At 74.3% G+C, this 17,175-nt stretch carries 17 protein-coding genes; 10 read left to right on the top strand and 7 right to left on the bottom strand.

What is annotated here, in order from left to right; genetic code table 11:
• Window positions 1-91: 91 nt before the first annotated feature.
• Window positions 92-532, bottom strand: a complete 441-nt coding sequence (locus tag ABT300_RS22295) for an SPW repeat protein (RefSeq protein WP_351678445.1) — start codon at window positions 530-532, stop codon at window positions 92-94.
• A gap of 139 nt (window positions 533-671) precedes the next feature.
• Between ABT300_RS22295 and ABT300_RS22300 the strand changes: the two genes are divergently transcribed.
• A complete protein-coding gene (locus tag ABT300_RS22300; RefSeq protein WP_351678447.1) occupies window positions 672-1,793 on the top strand; it encodes a MerR family transcriptional regulator in 1,122 nt (373 codons plus the stop codon).
• A 25-nt stretch (window positions 1,794-1,818) separates the two neighbouring features.
• On the opposite strand, the gene ABT300_RS22305 is transcribed toward ABT300_RS22300, so the two are convergent.
• Together ABT300_RS22305 and ABT300_RS22310 are read right to left on the bottom strand one after the other, a co-directional pair.
• Complete coding sequence (locus ABT300_RS22305) at window positions 1,819-3,192, bottom strand: cryptochrome/photolyase family protein (RefSeq protein ID WP_351678450.1); 1,374 nt, start codon at window positions 3,190-3,192, stop codon at window positions 1,819-1,821.
• 83 nt (window positions 3,193-3,275) lie between these two features.
• Window positions 3,276-4,847 carry an SDR family oxidoreductase gene (locus ABT300_RS22310; RefSeq protein ID WP_351678451.1) on the bottom strand — a complete coding sequence of 524 codons (1,572 nt, stop codon included), beginning with the start codon at window positions 4,845-4,847 and terminating at the stop codon, window positions 3,276-3,278.
• Between the two features lie 126 nt (window positions 4,848-4,973).
• On the opposite strand from ABT300_RS22310, the gene ABT300_RS22315 reads away from it, so the two are divergent.
• Complete coding sequence (locus ABT300_RS22315) at window positions 4,974-5,483, top strand: MarR family winged helix-turn-helix transcriptional regulator (protein ID WP_351678454.1); 510 nt, start codon at window positions 4,974-4,976, stop codon at window positions 5,481-5,483.
• A 55-nt stretch (window positions 5,484-5,538) separates the two neighbouring features.
• On the opposite strand, the gene ABT300_RS22320 is transcribed toward ABT300_RS22315, so the two are convergent.
• Complete coding sequence (locus tag ABT300_RS22320) at window positions 5,539-6,192, bottom strand: hypothetical protein (RefSeq protein WP_351678457.1); 654 nt, start codon at window positions 6,190-6,192, stop codon at window positions 5,539-5,541.
• 244 nt (window positions 6,193-6,436) lie between these two features.
• Here ABT300_RS22320 and ABT300_RS22325 point away from each other — a divergent pair, with 244 nt between their 5' ends.
• Entirely contained in the window at window positions 6,437-8,545 is a 2,109-nt protein-coding gene (locus tag ABT300_RS22325) for an MMPL family transporter (protein ID WP_351678460.1), read from the top strand.
• A gap of 89 nt (window positions 8,546-8,634) precedes the next feature.
• On the top strand, window positions 8,635-8,802 hold the full coding sequence (locus ABT300_RS22330; RefSeq protein ID WP_351678463.1) for a DUF8839 family protein: 168 nt from the start codon (window positions 8,635-8,637) through the stop codon (window positions 8,800-8,802).
• Between the two features lie 58 nt (window positions 8,803-8,860).
• Here the strand turns inward: ABT300_RS22330 and ABT300_RS22335 are convergent, their stop codons facing one another.
• Complete coding sequence (locus ABT300_RS22335) at window positions 8,861-9,889, bottom strand: acyl-CoA dehydrogenase family protein (protein ID WP_351678466.1); 1,029 nt, start codon at window positions 9,887-9,889, stop codon at window positions 8,861-8,863.
• A gap of 99 nt (window positions 9,890-9,988) precedes the next feature.
• On the opposite strand from ABT300_RS22335, the gene ABT300_RS22340 reads away from it, so the two are divergent.
• The 6 genes from ABT300_RS22340 (at window position 9,989) to ABT300_RS22365 (ending at window position 15,716) form a co-directional block, all read left to right on the top strand.
• On the top strand, window positions 9,989-10,339 hold the full coding sequence (locus tag ABT300_RS22340) for a YciI family protein (RefSeq protein ID WP_351678468.1): 351 nt from the start codon (window positions 9,989-9,991) through the stop codon (window positions 10,337-10,339).
• A 3-nt stretch (window positions 10,340-10,342) separates the two neighbouring features.
• Complete coding sequence (locus tag ABT300_RS22345) at window positions 10,343-11,536, top strand: RNA polymerase sigma factor (RefSeq protein ID WP_351678471.1); 1,194 nt, start codon at window positions 10,343-10,345, stop codon at window positions 11,534-11,536.
• A 146-nt stretch (window positions 11,537-11,682) separates the two neighbouring features.
• Window positions 11,683-13,011 (top strand): aldehyde dehydrogenase family protein, encoded by a 1,329-nt coding sequence (locus ABT300_RS22350; protein ID WP_351678474.1) that lies wholly within the window; start codon window positions 11,683-11,685, stop codon window positions 13,009-13,011.
• Between the two features lie 126 nt (window positions 13,012-13,137).
• Window positions 13,138-14,058 (top strand): aldo/keto reductase, encoded by a 921-nt coding sequence (locus ABT300_RS22355; RefSeq protein ID WP_351678477.1) that lies wholly within the window; start codon window positions 13,138-13,140, stop codon window positions 14,056-14,058.
• Between the two features lie 167 nt (window positions 14,059-14,225).
• Window positions 14,226-14,624 carry a VOC family protein gene (locus ABT300_RS22360; RefSeq protein ID WP_351678480.1) on the top strand — a complete coding sequence of 133 codons (399 nt, stop codon included), beginning with the start codon at window positions 14,226-14,228 and terminating at the stop codon, window positions 14,622-14,624.
• Between the two features lie 21 nt (window positions 14,625-14,645).
• Complete coding sequence (locus tag ABT300_RS22365; RefSeq protein ID WP_351678482.1) at window positions 14,646-15,716, top strand: adenosine deaminase; 1,071 nt, start codon at window positions 14,646-14,648, stop codon at window positions 15,714-15,716.
• On the opposite strand, the gene ABT300_RS22370 is transcribed toward ABT300_RS22365, so the two are convergent.
• Both ABT300_RS22370 and ABT300_RS22375 read right to left on the bottom strand, forming a co-directional pair.
• A complete protein-coding gene (locus ABT300_RS22370; RefSeq protein ID WP_351678485.1) occupies window positions 15,698-16,213 on the bottom strand; it encodes a mycothiol transferase in 516 nt (171 codons plus the stop codon). The genes ABT300_RS22365 and ABT300_RS22370 overlap by 19 nt on opposite strands.
• Before the next feature lie 25 nt (window positions 16,214-16,238).
• Window positions 16,239-17,123, bottom strand: coding sequence for a LysR family transcriptional regulator (locus ABT300_RS22375; RefSeq protein WP_351678488.1), 885 nt, complete (start codon window positions 17,121-17,123; stop codon window positions 16,239-16,241).
• Between the last annotated feature and the right edge of the window lie 52 nt (window positions 17,124-17,175).

Raw genomic sequence — 17,175 nt, forward strand, 5'->3', positions numbered from 1 at the left:
GCGACCCGCTACGACAAGACCGCCGAGTCCTACCAGGCAGCCGTCACCCTCGCCTCGCTCCTGATGTGGGCGTGACATTTGAAGACAGCTCCTAGGGCTTCGGTACGCTCCTCGCCGCCGTGGCGGTGCACAGCAGTCCCAGGATCAGCGCCAGTGCGCCGATGATGATGTTGTTCACCGCGACGCCGGCGTCCGGGCTGTCGCCCACGACCCACGGCGCGATGATCATCCAGATGCCCGCCGCGCACATGGCCCAGCTCAGGCCGTACATACGGGCGGGAGCCGCGGTGAATCCGAGGCCCAGCAGGGCGATCGCGATGCCCACGATCAGGTTGTGGGTCATGAGCGCGGGCTGACTGGCGGTGTAGTGGAGGATCCACGGGGACACGGCGCAGTACAGACCGAGCAGGAACACCGGTCCGTCCACGAGTGCCACATCACGACCACCGAGCATGCGCGCGTACCGCGCCTGCATCTCGGAAACGTCGGGGTGCGTCGACATGTCACCTCTGGTGGGCGAGACGTTGGCCATGGTTCGTCTCCTTCGACTTTCCGGCCTGACCGCTTCGCTGCGGTGTGCGGTAAGTGCCGCGCATGTTCATTCTGCTCTTATTTGCTCCTTATGTGTAGAGGTCGCAGGGGTGGAGCAGCGGTTCTCGTATGGTCGGACCATGAGCGAGATCCCGAGCCCGGACGAGGCCGGACTGACGACCGGGGCGCTGGCCCGCAGGCTGGGCGTGGCGCCCACCACCCTGCGCTCCTGGGACCGGCGGTACGGCATCGGTCCCGTCGTCCGCGACGACGGGCGGCACCGGCGCTGGCGCCCGGGCGACGTGGCCGTGCTGGAGGCGATGTGCCGGCTCACCGCATCAGGCGTGCCCCCGGCGGACGCGGCCCGGGCGGCGAAGGAGGCGATCCGCCGGACGCCTGCGGACCCCGCGGGGACGGATCCGGCGGCCACGGTCGCGGGTTCGGACGCGGACGCGGAGGCGGGCGCGGGCGGAGGGCCGGCGGACACGGACCCGGCGGACTGGGACGCGACGACGGACGGGGACGCGCGTCCGCCGGGCGCCGCAGGCCGGGACCGTGCGCCGGGCGGCGGCCGGGCGCCGACGCGCGCGGACGACGCCCTCCTGCTCGACGTCGACGTACGCCACGAGTGCCGGGGGCTGGCCCGCGCCGCCGTACGGCTCGACGCGCCGGGCGTCGCGGAGCTCCTGGGCGCGGCCGTCGAACGGCACGGACTGATCGTCGCCTGGCAGGAGGTGATGGTCCCGACGCTGCACGCCGTGGGGCGCAAGTGGGTCTCCTCCGGCGACCGGTACGTCGAGGTGGAGCACCTGCTGTCCTGGCACGTCTCCACCGAGCTGCGCCGCGCAGCCCGGGCCGTGGCGTCGCGGGAGGCGGCCGGACGGCCGGGGCCCGTGGTGCTGGCCTGCGCGCCCGGCGAGCAGCACAGTCTGCCGTTGGAGGCGCTCGACGCCGCGCTCGGTCAACGAGGGGTGCCCACCCGCATGTTCGGGCCGGCCGTGCCCGCCGAGGCGCTGGACTCGGCCGTCCGGCGGCTGGGCCCGGCCGCGGTCGTGCTGTGGGCCCAGGCGCGCTCCACCGCGAGTCTGCCGCTCGCCCGGCACGTCGCGGACACCCGGTGGGGCGTCGCCGGGGCCCGGCGCGCCCCCGTGGTGGTGCTCGGCGGCCCCGGCTGGGCCGGACGCCCCGCGCCGGGCCTGCAGCGGCCGACCGGACTGGCCGAGGCCCTGACGATGCTGGCCGGGCTGTACGACACGGCCTGAGCGCGACCGTCGCGGCACAGCTCGTTCAGCGGCGTTCCCGGGCTCGCCGGAAGCGGTCGAGGCCCGCGGAGAGCTCGACGATCGGGTCCGGGTAGTCGAGCGCCGCCCGGACCGGGCCGGGCAGCTTCCACGGCTCGTGGATCCCGGGGGCCGTCACGTCCTGCAGTTCCGGCAGCCAGCGCCGCACGTACCCGCCGTCGGGGTCGTACCGCTTCGCCTGGGTGACCGGGTTGAGGACCCGGTTGGGGCGCGAGTCGGTGCCGGTGCCCGCCATCCACTGCCAGTTGAGCTGGTTGTTGGCCACGTCCCCGTCGACCAGCAGGTCCAGGAAGTGCCGGGCGCCGACGCGCCAGTCCACGTAGAGGGTCTTGGCGAGGAAGCTCGCGGTCAGCAGCCGGCCGCGGTTGTGCATCCAGCCTTCGTGCCGCAGCTGCCGCATCGCGGCGTCCACGATCGGGTAGCCGGTGCGACCCGCCCGCCATGCCGCGACGTCCGCGCGCGCGGTGCGCTCCGAGCGCCAGCGGTCGTGCTTGGTGCGGTAGTCGGCGTGCGCCGCGCGGGGCCGGGCCGCCAGCACCTGGCGGTGGAAGTCGCGCCAGGCGAGCTGCCGCACGAAGGCCTCGGCGCCCGGGCCGCCCGCCCGCCGCGCACGGTGCACGAGTTCCACCGGGGACAGCGTGCCGAAGTGCAGATGAGGGGAGAGCCTCGAGGTGGCGTCGCCTGCCAGGTCGTCGTGCCGGTCCTCGTAGGCGGCGACGCCCGACCGCAGCCAGGAGGCGAACCGCCAGCGTCCCTGCGTCTCGCCGCCCTCCGCCAGTGCGGGAGACAGCCCCGACAGGTCTGCGCGGGAGGGAAGCTCCTCCGAGCCGACGCCGTCCGGGACCCGAACCGGGCCGGGCGCGCGCAGGGGGGAACGCAGCCGCCGCTGCGACCAGTGCCGGAAGTACGGCGTGAAGACCGCGAAGTGGTCCGAGGACGACGGGACCACCGCTCCCGGGTCGACCGCCGTCGTCACCGTGTCGTGCACGTGAAGCCGCACGCCCTGCGCCTCCAGTGCGGCCCGCAGCCGTTCCTCGCGCCGGCGTGCGTACGCGCTCACGTCGGCGGCGACATGCACCTCGTCGGCGTCCGCCTCCCCGGCCGCCTTGCACACCTCGTCCACCAGGTCGCCGGAGCGCAGCACCAGCCGACCGCCCCGCTCGCGCAGCCCGGCGTCGAGGTCGCGCAGGCTGTCCGCGAGGAAGGCCAGCCGGTTGGGCGCCGCGAACCCCGCCGCGTCCACCGCCCGGTCGCGCACGAACAGCGGCACCACCTGCCGTGACCCGTCGAGGGCCGCGCGCAGCGGCGGATGGTCGTGCAGACGCAGGTCGGCGGTGAACAGGACGACCGAGACGTTCATGAGGGGGCTCCGGGGCGAAAAGGGGGACGACGAAGAACTGCTGCCGAGCCGGCGACTGCTGCCGGGCCGACGGGGCACGCCGTTCAGCGCACGGGCGCGGGCTTGCGGGCGCCCGCCTGCGCCTCCGCCGCCCGGGCGATGTTGCGGGCCATGCCGCCGAAGACGACCGTGTGGAAGGGCGCCACGCTCCACCAGTAGGCGTGTCCGAGGAGCCCGTGCGGGTGGAACAGGGCGCGCTGACGGAACCGGGTCCGGCCCCCGGGGTCCGTTCGCGCGGACAGCTCCAGCCAGGCCCGGCCCGGCAGCCGCATCTCCGCCCGCAGTCGCAGCAGCCGTCCGGGCTCGATCTCCTCGACCCGCCAGAAGTCCAGCGAGTCGCCCACCCGGAGCCGGGCGGCGTCCCGGCGGCCGCGGCGCAGGCCCACCCCGCCGACCAGCCGGTCGAGCCCGCCGCGGACGGCCCAGGCGAGCGGGAACGAGTACCAGCCGTTCTCGCCGCCGATGCCCTCGATCACCCGCCACAGCGCGGTGCGCGGCGCGTCGACGGCGAGTTCCCGGTCGTCGGTGTACAGGCTGCCGCCGGCCCAGCCGGGGTCGGTGGGCAGCGGGTCGCTGGGTGCGCCCGGCACCGAGGCGGACGACCAGCGGGTGGTGACCTGTGCGTCGCGGACCTTGCGCAGCGCGAGCCGGACCGCCTCGTCGAACCCGATCGGATGCCCCGGCGGATCGGGCACGTACCGGGCGATGTCGTGCTCGTGGCAGACGACCTCGTGCCGCAGCGACTCGGTGAGCGGCCGGGCGATCGACGCGGGCACCGGCGTCACCAGGCCGACCCAGTGGCTGGACAGGCCGGGGGTGAGCATCGGGACGGACAGGATGAGGCGACGCGGCAGCTCGGCGACCGCGGCGTAGCGGAGCATCATCTCGCGGTACGTCAGCACGTCCGGACCGCCGATGTCGAAGGCCCGGCTGACGTCGTCCGGCATGGCGGCGCTGCCGACGAGCGCGCGCAGCACGTCGCGGACGGCCACGGGCTGGATGCGGGTGTGCACCCAGCTCGGGGTGACCATCACCGGCAGGCGCTCGGTCAGATAGCGCAGCATCTCGAACGACGCCGAGCCGGATCCGACGACGACCGCCGCCCGCAGCACCGTCGTCGGCGTCCCCGAGGCCAGCAGGATGCGACCCACCTCGGCACGCGAGCGCAGGTGCGGCGAGAGCTCCCGCTCGGGCGCCCCGGCCGGGGTGAGGCCGCCGAGGTAGACGACGCGACGGACACCGGCGGCCCGGGCCTGTTCGCCGAAGATCCGCGCAGCCCGCCGGTCGGTCTCCTCGAAGTCGTCGCCGGCGCCCAGGGCGTGAACGAGGTAGTAGGCGACGTCCACGCCACGCATCGCCGACGCGACCGACGCGGCGTCCGTGACGTCGCCGCGCACGGCCTCGACGTCGCCCGCCCACGTGTGGTCGCGCAGCCGGTCGGGGGAGCGGGCCAGGCAGCGCACCCGGTGTCCGGCCGCGAGCAGCTCCGGGACCAGTCGCCCGCCGATGTAGCCGGTCGCGCCGGTCACCAGGCTCAGCGGTCCCGGTCCCGGTCCCGGTCCCGGTCCCGGTCCCGGTCCCGGCTCCGGTCCCGTGCGGTCGCCCTGTGCGGTCATCAGTCCTCGGTCCTCCGCCTCGATGGCCCCCTGTCGATCGCTTCCACGCCGGGAGCCTTCGCGGATGCGGGGACACCGGTTTGTGCGCACGATCGAGTGACACGAGCGGCCGACTACGCTGATCGCGTGGCCACAGCGAACGACCGGGAACGCCCGGCGCCGGCACGGGAGTCCGAGGCGCTCCCGCACCCGGCCGACCTGCACGCCTTCGCCGTCCAGCTGCGGCGCATGAACGGCGGGATCAACCGGCTGGTGCACGGGTTCGCGGGCGAGCACGCCCTGCACGCCACCGACGTCCAGGCGCTCGCGGCGATCCTGGACGCCGAGGAGCCGATGACGCCGAAGCGGCTGCGCGAGCTCCTCGGACTGACCTCGGGCGCGGTCACCGCGTGCGTGGACCGGCTCGAGCGGGCCGGACACATCCGCCGGGTCCGGGAGAGCGCCGACCGCCGGGTGGTCCACCTGTACTACGCCTCCGACGCCCGGTCGGCGGCCCGCACCTACTTCCGTCCGCTGGCCGAGGCCACCGAGGCCGCCCGGGCCCGCTTCACGGCGGACGAGCTGTCGGTCGTGGTGCGTTTCCTCGCCGCCCTCAACGAGGAGCTCGCCGGGAGCGTGCCGCCGCCGGCCCGCTGACCGGCCCGGGAACGTCCGTGCGGCTCCCCGTGACCGGCGGCCTTGCCGAGGAGGGCTAGGGAGCGTCCTGCAGTTTCTCCGGGCCGGCGGAACGGGCGAGCGCGGTCAGGTCCGGGAGCAGCGCCGCCAGTCCTTCCAGCAGGGAGCCCATGTCCACCACGTCGGGCATCGGGTAGGCGAAGCACACCCCGGCCTCGTACAGCGAGACCGCCGGAGCGGCGAACCTCATGAGCCGTTCGGGCAGATCCGACGAGTAGAACCGCTCGGCCGTCCCTGCCCGGTCGTCCTTGCTCATCGGCAGGTACGGGAGGTCGTCGCAGCGCAGGTTGAGCTCCGCCGCGCTCCAGCCCCGCTCCAGCCGGAGGAAGAGCCCGTCGCCGGGCACGTCGAAGCACACGACGAGCCAGTGCCGCATGTCCCGCTGCCCGACCGGCTCCCAGAGCCTGGTGACGGTGACCGGGAGGCCGCCGATCGAGCCGGTCACGGCGGTGCCGTCGCGGGTGCGCAGCAGCCAGGGGAAGTGGCCCGAGAGCCGGATCCGATGCTGCTCCAGCGTGTCGCCCGGGACACGGCTCCAGCCGGGGCGCTGGGCGAGGAGACGCATCGCCCGGTCCGCCTTGCCGGCCCTGCGGGCGGTACGGACCGCGAGTGTGCCGCCCACGACGAACGGGGCGAGGAGGATGACCGAGACCATGATCCAGGGGAGCACCGAGTACGACGTCCTTTCTCTCCGGCCGGGCAGGCGCGAACTCGCATCCTCGCCCGGGAGGCCCGGTCCGCACATCGGTGGATCTACGTAGATGACGACTGCGCCCCCACTGCATCCGCGCACCCGGCCGCGGCGGAAGTACAGGCGCCGTCTACCATCACCGAAAACTAACTCGATTATTGAGATTGTTTTTCATTGAGATACATGAGTCGCCGCTGACGCGGTTCCTCGAGTCTGGAGAGCGATGCCCGCCATGTCCCGACGCGCCCGATGGCTCGTCCCCCTGCTGCTCGTCGCCGTCTGGCTCGGCATCGGGGGCGCCCTCGGCCCCTTCGCCGGACGGCTCGGCGAGGTCGCCACCGACGACCAGGCGGCGTTTCTGCCGCGCAGCGCCGAGTCGACGGAGGTGATCGCCGCCCAGCGGGCGTTCCGCCAGGACGAGACGCTCCCGGCGATCGTCGTCTGGACCGGCGCCGAGGGGGTGAGCCCGGCGGACCGGAGGGCGGCGGCCGACCGGGCGCTCGCTTCGCTGGCCGGCGCCCCGGAGGTGGCCGGCGAGGTCTCGCCCGCCGTGCTCTCGCAGGACGGGAAGGCCCTGGAGGGCGTGGTGCCGCTGCGTCCCGACCTCGGCGACGGCCTCGCGGGCGCCCTCGACCGCGTCCGGGAGGCAGCCGAAGGCGTCCCCGGGACCACCGTGCGGCTGGCCGGCCCGGCCGCCGGGCAGGCCGACCTGGCGGACGCCTTCGCCGGCATCGACGGCCTGCTCCTCGGCGTGGCGCTGGCCGCCGTGCTCGCCATCCTGCTGCTGGTCTACCGCAGCCTGCTGCTCCCGCTGGTGATCATCCTCGGGTCCGTCTTCGCGCTGGGCCTCGCGTGCGCGGTCGTCTACGCACTCGCCGACCACGACGTCGTCCGCGTCGACGGGCAGGTGCAGGGCATCCTGTCGATCCTCGTGATCGGCGCGGCCACCGACTACTCCCTGCTGTTCACCGCCCGCTACCGCGAGGAACTCGCCGCGGGCGCGGACCGCCACGCCGCCGGACGAGCAGCGCTGCGGCAGTCCTGGGGCGCCGTCACGGCCAGCGCCGCTACCGTCGCGCTGGGGTTGCTCGCCCTGTTGCTCAGCGACCTGACCAACAACCGGGCCCTCGGCCCGGTCGGCGCCATCGGCATCGGCTGCGCCGCCCTCGCCTCGCTGACCTTCGTGCCCGCCGTCCTCGTCGTCCTCGGGCGCGCCGCCTACTGGCCCGCGAAGCCCGCCCCCGCCGAGGGGCGCGGCGCGGGCGCCGGGATCTGGCACCGCGTCGCCGCACTCGTCGATCGGGCGCCGCGCCGCGTCTGGGCGGTGACCCTCGCCCTGCTGCTGGCCGGCGCCGCCTTCGCGCCGACGCTGAGCTCGAGGGGCGTCCCCCTCGACGAGACCTTCGTGGACGACGCTCCCTCGGTCGCCGCACAGCAGACGCTGAGCAGGCACTTCCCGGGCGGCTCGGGCAACCCGGCGGTCGTCGTGGCCGACGCCGACCGGCTCGCGCAGGTGCTCGCCGCGGCCCGCGCCACCGACGGCGTCGCCGCGGCGGCCGGGGTGAGCGCGTCCGGACGGCCCGGCGGGGCGCCGCCGGCGGCCGACGGCCGCGTCCGCGTCGACGTCACCCTCGCCTCGCCCGCGGACAGCGACGCGGCCAAGCGGACCGTGGTGCGGCTGCGCACCTCCCTGCACGCGGTGCCGGGCGCGAACGCCCTCGTCGGCGGCTACACCGCCCAGCAGGTCGACACCCTGCGCACCGCCGAACGCGACCGGACCCTCATCGTCCCCGTCGTGCTGGCCGTCATCCTGCTCGTCCTCATGCTGCTGCTGCGCTCGCTGCTGCTGCCCGCGCTGCTCGTGGCCACCGTCGCGCTCAACTTCGCGGCCACGCTGGGCGTCTCGGCCCTGGTGTTCCGGCACGTCCTCGGTTTCAGCGGAACCGACCCGTCGGTACCGCTGTACGGCTTCGTCTTCCTGGTCGCGCTGGGCGTCGACTACAACATCTTCCTGATGTCCAGGGTCCGCGAGGAGTCGCTGCGGCACGGGGTGCGCGAGGGCGTGCTGCGGGGGCTCGTCACCACCGGCGGGGTGATCACCTCGGCCGGTGTGGTGCTCGCCGCGACCTTCGCCGCGCTCGGCGTCATCCCGCTGGCCTTCCTGGTCCAGATCGCCTTCATCGTGGCCTTCGGCGTCCTCCTCGACACCCTCGTGGTCCGGTCGCTGCTGGTCCCCGCGCTCGTCCGGGACATCGGGGCCCGGGCGTGGTGGCCGGGCCGGCTGAGCCGCCCCCGGGCGTCCGTCGAGGAGGACCGTCTGGCGCGGGTGTGAACATGCCCGTCCGGATCGCGGGAAGCCGGTTCGTGCACGAGTCGTCGGTCTCGGCGGTGTCCGTTCTCGCAGTGGAGGTGTCTGCCGCTATGCGCGCGAAGGTGTTGGAGAGGTTCCCCGCGGGAGCGCCGCGCGGATCGTGGCCCGCGGAGGAGTACGCGGCCCGCCGACGGGCCGAGGGCGAGCCGGCGACCGTCGTCATGGACCTGAAGTCGGACGCGTTCCTCGTCGTGGTCCCGGGAGCGGACGAGGACTGACCGACCGGGCGCGCGACGGCCGGCCCCGTCTCTCTCCCCGCACGGACCTTCCGGGACGTCAGGCCGTCAGGGCGGCCAGCTGAGCCCGGCGCGACTCCCGGGTCTGGGCCTGGACCATGAGGAACAGGGCCTCGCGCGCGAGGCGCTGGGCGCGGTTCGTCAGCAGCATGGAGCGGCCGCCGCCCGCGACGACGGCCGCCGTGGTCGCCGTCTGCAGGACCGTGAAGGCCTGCGTCCGCAGCGCCAGACGTTCCCCGAGGCACTCGTCCGGCGCCGCGCCGTCGGCGAGGGCGTAGGCCGCACGGCGGGTCGCGTCGAGGCGATCGCGCAGCGGGGCCGCCGTCTCCTCGTCCAGCAGGGCCAGGGCCGCCCGCGCGACGCCGAAGACCGCGGGGTTGGCGTCGACCGTCTTGCGGCGGTCGGTCGCCGACCAGCGTTCGTGCGGGGTGCGCACGACGACCGCCTCCGCCGGGAACCACAGACCGTCCAGCTCCAGGGAGACCGTGCGGGCGGCCGTCAGCGCGGCCAGCCGCAGCGGGGCCGAGGCCCGCAGCCCCGGCTGGTCGCGCGCCTCGGTGAACGCGAACAGGGCCTCGCCCGCCTCCGTCACCCCGGCCAGCAGCATGACGTCGTTCAGGCCCCACCCCGTGTACCAGGGCACCGTCCCGTCGAAGCGCCAGCCGCCCCGCTCCCGGACGGCCCGCACCGGCGTGCGCGGATACGCCCGCAGCTGGGCGTACGCCACGCCGGCCAACAGCTCGCCGCCGGCCAGCCGGGGCAGCAGACGCTCGCGTTGCGGACTCTCGCTCCCGGCCAGCGCCAGCACCGGCGTGTGGTGCTGGGCCTGCACGAACCAGGTCGAGCAGCAGGCCCCGGCCAGGATCTCCGTCGTCTCCCGCACCACCGACGCCGGCGCCTCGGCCCCGCCGTACTCCCTCGGCGCTTTCACGCCCAGCAGGCCCGAGCGGCCGATCTCCGTGAGGTGGCTCCTCGGCACCTCTGACTGGTCGACCCGTTCGGCGTGCGGGGCCAGCAGGTCGTCGGCGAGGCGGCGGGCGCGGGCGACGAGCGGGTGCGGTGCGGTCATGGGCGGGATTCTTTCCCGGATCGCGGCGCGGGGTGTCGATCCGGGGGAGAGTCGTTCGTGTAGGAGGTGACACAACGGCACGACGCCAAGGAGGACGTCATGAAGCACTACCTGCTCAGCGTGGTCCAGCCCACCGGCGGCGAACCGCCCGCCGCCGACGAGCTGGCCGAGATCATGAGCCGCGTGCAGGCCTACAACGACGAGCTGCGCGCCGCCGGGGCCTGGGTCTTCGCCGGAGGTCTGCACGGCCCGGAGACGGCCACCGTGCTGCGGCCCGAGAACGGCGACGTGCTCATCACCGACGGGCCGTACGCCGAGGGCAAGGAGTACCTCGGCGGCCTCTGCCTGATCACGGCCGCCGACCTGGACGAGGCCCTGGAGTGGGGGCGCAAGGCCGCGCTCGCCACCACGCTGCCGATCGAGGTCCGCCCGTTCGTGGACAGTCACTGACCGATGCCGGACGCCACGGACGTCGAGGCCGTCTTCCGCGCGGAGTACGGCCGGGCCGTCGCCGTCCTCGTCCGCTTCCTGGGCGACATCGACCTCGCCGAGGAGGCGGTCCAGGACGCCTTCGCCACGGCCGTGCACCGCTGGCCGCAGACCGGGGCGCCGCCCGCCCCGGCCGGCTGGATCATCACCACCGCCCGCAACAGGGCCGTCGACCGACTGCGCCGGGAGTCCACCCGGCACGCCCGGCAGGCCGAGGCGGCCCTGCTGCACGCCGCCGACCCGCCCGTGGAGGAGGGCCCCGTGCGCGACGACCGGCTCCGGCTGATCTTCACCTGCTGCCACCCCGCGCTGGCCCCGCAGGCGCAGGTCGCCCTGACCCTGCGGCTCCTCGGCGGGCTCACCACCGCCCAGATCGCCCGTGCCTTCCTCGTCCCCGAACCGACCATGGCCCAGCGGCTCGTCCGCGCCAAGGCGAAGATCCGGGACGCGCACATCCCGTACCGCGTACCGCGCGACGCGGATCTGCCCGACCGGCTGAGAGGCGTCCTCGCCGTCGTCTACCTGGTGTTCAACCAGGGATACGAGGGTGAGGCGGGCCTGTGCGCGGAGGCGGTGCGGCTCGGCAGGCTTCTGGTGGAGCTGATGCCGGACGAGCCGGAGGCCGTCGGCCTGCTGGCGCTCATGCTGCTGGTCGACTCCCGTCGTGACGCACGCGTGGACGCCGACGGCACGCTCGTGCCGCTGCCCGAACAGGACCGCGACCGGTGGGACCACGCACTGATCGCCGAGGGCCAGGCCCTGGTCCGCCGCTGTCTGCGCCGCGACCGGCCCGGGCCGTACCAGATCCAGGCCGCCGTCCAGGCCGTCCACAGCGACGCGCCGACCGCCGACGCCACCGACTGGGGTCAGATCCTGCGCCTGTACGACCAGTTGACGGCCCTCGCCCCGAGCCCGGTCGTGGCCCTGAACCGGGCGGTCGCCGTGGCCGGGATCCAGGGTCCGCGCCCGGCGCTCGACCTCGTGGACGCGCTGGACCTGCACGGCTACCGGGTCTGGCACGCCGTCCGCGCCGACCTGCTGCGCCGGCTGGACCGCACGGCCGAGGCCGGAGGGGCCTACCGGGCGGCTCTCGCGCTGAGCGAGAGCCCGGCGGAGCGCGCCTTTCTCGAACGGCGGCTGCGCGAGCTCGCCCACTGACGCGGCCCGGCCCGCCGGAAGATGCGGGGAGACCAGTGGTCCGCGGGAATGTATTTTGACCCTCGAAAGGTTGGCATATACATCGAGCTGACCGCTCGTCCGACGACCCAGGGCCCGCAAGGGCCCGCGCACCCCAGCGAGGCACGATGACCACCGCCGCCAGCACTCCCGAGCAGCCCGCCGACGTCGTAACCCGGCTGCGCGCCGCCTTCCGCACCGGTCGCACCAAGCCCGTCGCGTGGCGCACGGACCAGTTGCGCCGCCTGCGCCGGATGCTCACGGACCAGGGAGCGGAGCTGGCCGCCGCGCTCCACGCCGACCTCGGCAAGAGCTCCACCGAGGCCTACCGCACCGAGATCGACTTCACGGTCCGGGAGATCGACCACACCCTCGAGCGCCTCGACGGATGGCTGCGCCCCGAGCCGGCCCCGGTCCCCGCCCACCTGGGCGCCGACGCGCGCGCCTGGACGCAGTACGACCCGCTCGGCGTCGTCCTCGTCATCGCCCCGTGGAACTACCCCGCCCAGCTCCTGCTCGCCCCGCTGGTCGGCGCCCTCGCCGCCGGCAACGCCGTGGTCGTCAAGCCCAGCGAGCTCGCCCCCGCCACCTCCGCCGCCCTGGCCCGTCTGCTGCCGGCGCACCTCGACACCGAGGCGGTCGCCGTCGTCGAGGGCGGCGTCCCGGAGACCACGGCCCTGCTGGCGGAGCGGTTCGACCACATCTTCTACACCGGCAACGGCGCCGTCGGCCGCATCGTGCTGCGCGCCGCCGCCGAGCACCTCACCCCGGTCACCCTCGAACTCGGCGGCAAGTCACCGGCGTTCGTCGACCGTGACGCCGATCTCGCCGTCGTCGCCGACCGGCTGGCCCGCGGCAAGTTCCTCAACGCCGGGCAGACCTGCGTCGCCCCCGACTACGTCCTCACCGACCCGGAGACGGCCGCCGCCCTCGAGCCGCAGTTGGCGCGGGCCGTCGAGAGCCTCTACGGCGCCGACCCGCAGACCTCCGGCGAGTACGGCCGCATCGTCAACGAGCGCCACTTCGACCGGCTCGCCGGCCTGCTGGACTCCGGCCGGGTCGTGGTCGGCGGCGGCATGGACCGTGCGGAGAAGTACCTCGCGCCGACCGTGCTCGCCGACGTCGACCCGAAGTCGCCCGTCATGCAGGAGGAGATCTTCGGCCCGATCCTGCCGATCGTCACCGTCGACGGCCTGGACGCCGCGATCGGCTTCATCAACGACCGCGACAAGCCCCTCGCCCTGTACGTATTCGCCGACTCCGAGGACACCCGCGGCCGGATCGCCGCCGAGACCTCCTCCGGCGGCCTCGGCCACGGCCTGCCGCTGGCCCATCTCACCGTCTCCGACCTGCCGTTCGGCGGGGTGGGCGCGAGCGGCATGGGCAGCTACCACGGACGCTACTCGATCGAGACGTTCAGCCACCGCAAGGCCGTGCTGGAGAAGCCGCTGGGCTGAGGCGCGGTCCGGCACGTCGGCGGCGGCGACCGGGGAAGCCCTCCGCGACGCGGGCCACCGCCATGGCCCGTCGAGGGGGGCGACCGCGACGGCGCCGCTGCCCCCGGCGGGTGCGAGACTGCCCGGATGGCCATCGAAACGATCACCGCGGACGCCGCGGGCGCCTGGAACATCGGCGACCTGTCCGTCAACCGCCTCGGCTTCGGCGCGATGCGGCTGACGGGCAGCGCCGCCTTCCATCTCGGCACGCCGAGCGACCGCGACCGCTCGATCGCCGTACTGCGCAAGGCCGTCGAGCTCGGCGTCGACCACATCGACACCGCGGCCTTCTACTTCTCCTCCCTGCGCTCCGCCAACGAACTCATCGGCCGCGCGCTGTCCCCGTACCCGGAGGGTCTGGTCATCGCCGCCAAGGTCGGCCCGTACCGCGACTACCGGGGGGAGTGGGGGGCCTGCGCCCGCCCCGAGGAGCTGCGCGGCCACGTCGAGGAGAACCTGCGCCAGCTCGGCCGCGACCACCTCGACCTCGTCTACCTGCGCCGCATGGGGCAGGAGTCGATCGCCGAGCACTTCGGCGCGCTCGCCGCCCTGCGCGAGCAGGGCCTCATCCGCCACCTCGGGATCTCGGCGGTCCAGCCCCGCCACCTCGCCGAGGCGCAGGCCATAGCCCCGGTGTCGAGTGTGCAGAACCAGTTCGGCCTCGGCCACCGCGGCCCGGCGTCCGCGGAACTGCTCGGGCTCTGCGGCGAGCAGGGCATCGCCTTCGTCCCCTACTTCGCCATCGCCGGGGAGGGGGCCGAACGCGGGGCGACCGCCGCCCACGGCGACGAGGTGCTGCGCGTCGCCCGCGCCCACGACGCGACGCCCGCCCAGGTCAGGCTCGCCTGGACCCTCGCCCAGGGACCGCACGTCCTGGCCGTTCCCGGTACCGGAAGCCCCGCTCACCTGGCCGAGAACGTGGCCGCGGGAGCACTGCGCCTCACACCGGAGGAGACGGACCGCCTGAACGCGGCCCACCGCGGCGAGGGCCGCGCGCAGGGGGACTGAACCCGCCTCCGGCCGCCGCGACCCGGCCGTACCGGCCCGCATTGGCGCGGACGAAGTTTTACGTATAACCTCACCCGTCAATCCCCCGGAAGGGTTCTTCCGCAAGGGCCCCGTACAGCGTCCGCACACCCGCCGCACCCTCTCCGCGCGCCCCCTGAAAGGCACCGATGAGTCGTATCGCCCTGGTCACCCTCGTCGTCGACGACTACGACGAGGCGATCCGCTTCTATACCGAGGCGCTCGGATTCCGGCTCGTCGAGGACGAGCCGCGGCCCGGCGGAGCGCGCTGGGTCGTCGTCCGGCCCGGGGACGGCCGAGGCGGCACGGGGCTGCTGCTCGCCCGGGCCAAGGGCGAGGGGCAGCGCGCCCGGGTCGGCGACCAGACCGGCGGCCGCGTCGGGTTCTTCCTGCACACCGACGACTTCGCCGGCGACCACGCCCGGATGCTCGCCGCGGGGGTGACCTTCCTGGAAGAGCCCCGTCACGAGCCCTACGGATCCGTCGCCGTCTTCCAGGACCTGTACGGAAACCGCTGGGACCTGCTCCAGCCCGCCGCCACCGACTGACCCGAGAAAGACGCCACGCACATGACCGCGCCCCGCATCGACATCGACACCCTCCGCCGGCTCCCCAAGGCCGTCCTGCACGACCACCTCGACGGCGGACTGCGCCCCGCGACCGTCGTCGAGCTCGCTGCGGAGGTCGGCCACACCCTCCCCACCACCGACCCCGACGAACTCGCCGCCTGGTACTTCGAGGCCGCGAACTCCGGTGACCTGGTGCGCTACATAGCCACCTTCGAGCACACCCTCGCCGTCATGCAGACCCGCGAGGGCCTGCTGCGCACCGCCGAGGAGTACGTCCTCGACCTGGCCGCCGACGGGGTCGTGTACGGCGAGGTCCGCTACGCCCCCGAGCTGAACACCCAAGGCGAGCTGACCATGGCGGAGGTCGTCGAGACCGTCCAGGAGGGCCTCGCCGCCGGTATGGCGAAGGCCGCCGCCGCGGGCACGCCGGTGCGGGTCGGCACCCTGCTGTGCGGGATGCGGATGTTCGACCGGGTGCGCGAGGCCGCCGACCTGGCCGTCGCCTTCCGGGACGCCGGCGTCGTCGGCTTCGACATCGCCGGCGCCGAGGACGGCTTCCCGCCCGCCGACCACCTCGACGCGTTCGAGCACCTGCGCCGCGAGAACGTGCCCTTCACCATCCACGCCGGCGAGGCCCACGGCCTGCCCAGCATCCACCAGGCGCTCCAGGTGTGCGGCGCCCAGCGCATCGGTCACGGCGTGCGGATCACCGACGACATCGTGGACGGCAAGCTCGGCCGCCTCGCCGGCTGGGTGCGCGACCGCCGGGTCGCCCTGGAGATGTGCCCGACGTCCAACCTCCAGACCGGCGCCGCGACCTCGATCGCCGAGCACCCGATCACCGCGCTGAAGGACCTCGGCTTCCGCGTCACCCTGAACACGGACAACCGTCTGGTCTCCGGCACCACGATGACCGGCGAGATGGCGCTGCTCGTCGAGCACGCGGGCTGGGGCGTGGAGGACCTGCGCACGGTCACGGTGAACGCCCTCAAGAGCGCGTTCATCCCGTTCGACGAGCGCACCGCCCTCATCGAGGACGTGGTCCTGCCGGGTTACGCCGCCGCGCTCTGAAGCAGCCCGCGCAGGTAGGCGGCCTGTCCGACGTGCTGCAGGTCGTCGGACAGGACGCTGACCAGCCGGACGCCCAGGGTGACCGGCGGATCCCAGCGCTCGTCCACCACGCGCTCCAGGTCGGCGCCGGTCAGCGTGCGCAGCGCCTGGACGCTCTGCGCGTGCACGGCGTCGTGGTAACCGGTCAGCAGTCCGGCGTCCCGGACGTGCACCTTCGCCACCTGGGCGGCGTCGTGCCCGTACCCGGTGTCCTCGGGCGGCAGGTCGAGGCCGAACCGTTTCTCCCAGTCCTGGGCCAGCCACACCTGGTCGAGCCCGAAGGCTTCGGCCATATGGTCGTCCTGGACCCGGGTGAGGTGCCAGACGAGCCAGGCGACCGAGTTGGCCCCGGCCGCGGGCCGGCTGTCGAGCGCGTCGGGGTCCAGGCCCTCGACGGCGGCGCGGACCTCTTCCTGGATGCGGTTGTACCCGTCGATGAGGATGTCCTTGGCATGCATACGTCCACCATCGCCCAGCGGACGCTCACGCGCCCCCTGTCTCCAGCAGCCCCATGAGCGCCCGGGCCGCCGGACTGGTCGCCCGGGCCGGCGGCAGCAGGGCCACCGTCTCGTAGGCCGCCTCGCCCGCGCCCTCCAGAGCGACCGCGGCGAGGGCCTCGCGTTTGTGCCGGAAATGGCGCGGCACCACGGCGACGCCGAGGTTCTCGCCCACCAGGTCCAGCAGGCTGTGCACGTCGTTGACCTCCAGGGCGACCGTGCGATGCACCCCCGCCCCGGCGAACGCGGCGTCGGCGGCGCTGCGCGGCCCCCAGTCCGGGTGGAAGTCGACGAACACCTCGCCGGCCAGATCCCGGGGCGTCAGGGCCGCCGAGGCTCCGGCGAGGCGGTGGTCGGGGTGGCACAGCACGTACATCGGCTCCGCCGCCAAGGGGACGCAGCGCAGCTGGTCGGTGTCGGTCTGGGTGCGGTAGGCGAACGCCAGGTCGAGCCGGCCGGCCGCCACCTCCTCGCCGAGCGCGCCCGAGCCGGTCTGCCGCAGCCGGATCTCCACGTCGGGGTGGCGTCGCCGGAACGCCGCCAGCAGTCCCGCCACATGCACCCCGGCGATGCACTGCTCGGTGCCCACGGAGAGGGTGCCGCGGACCACGCCCTGCACGGCGGCGACCGCCTCGTGGGCCGCCCGCACCTGCGCCAGAACGCGCTCCGCCTCGCCGAGCAGCGCCCGGCCCGCCTCCGTCAGCGTCACCCGGCGGGTGGTCCGCACGAAGAGCGGGGCGCGCAGCTCGCGCTCCAGGGACCGGATCGACGCCGACAGACCGGACTGGGACACCATGAGGCGTTCGGCGGCCCGGGTGAAATGCTGGTCCTCGGCGACGGCTACGAAGTGCTGGAGGTGGCGCAGTTCCATGATTGAGAAGCGTATCCGCTGAATCTCATCGGATTCTTCTGTTGGACCACTG

This window comes from Streptomyces sp. NPDC001027 (assembly GCF_040299045.1).
GTDB lineage: Bacteria > Actinomycetota > Actinomycetes > Streptomycetales > Streptomycetaceae > Streptomyces.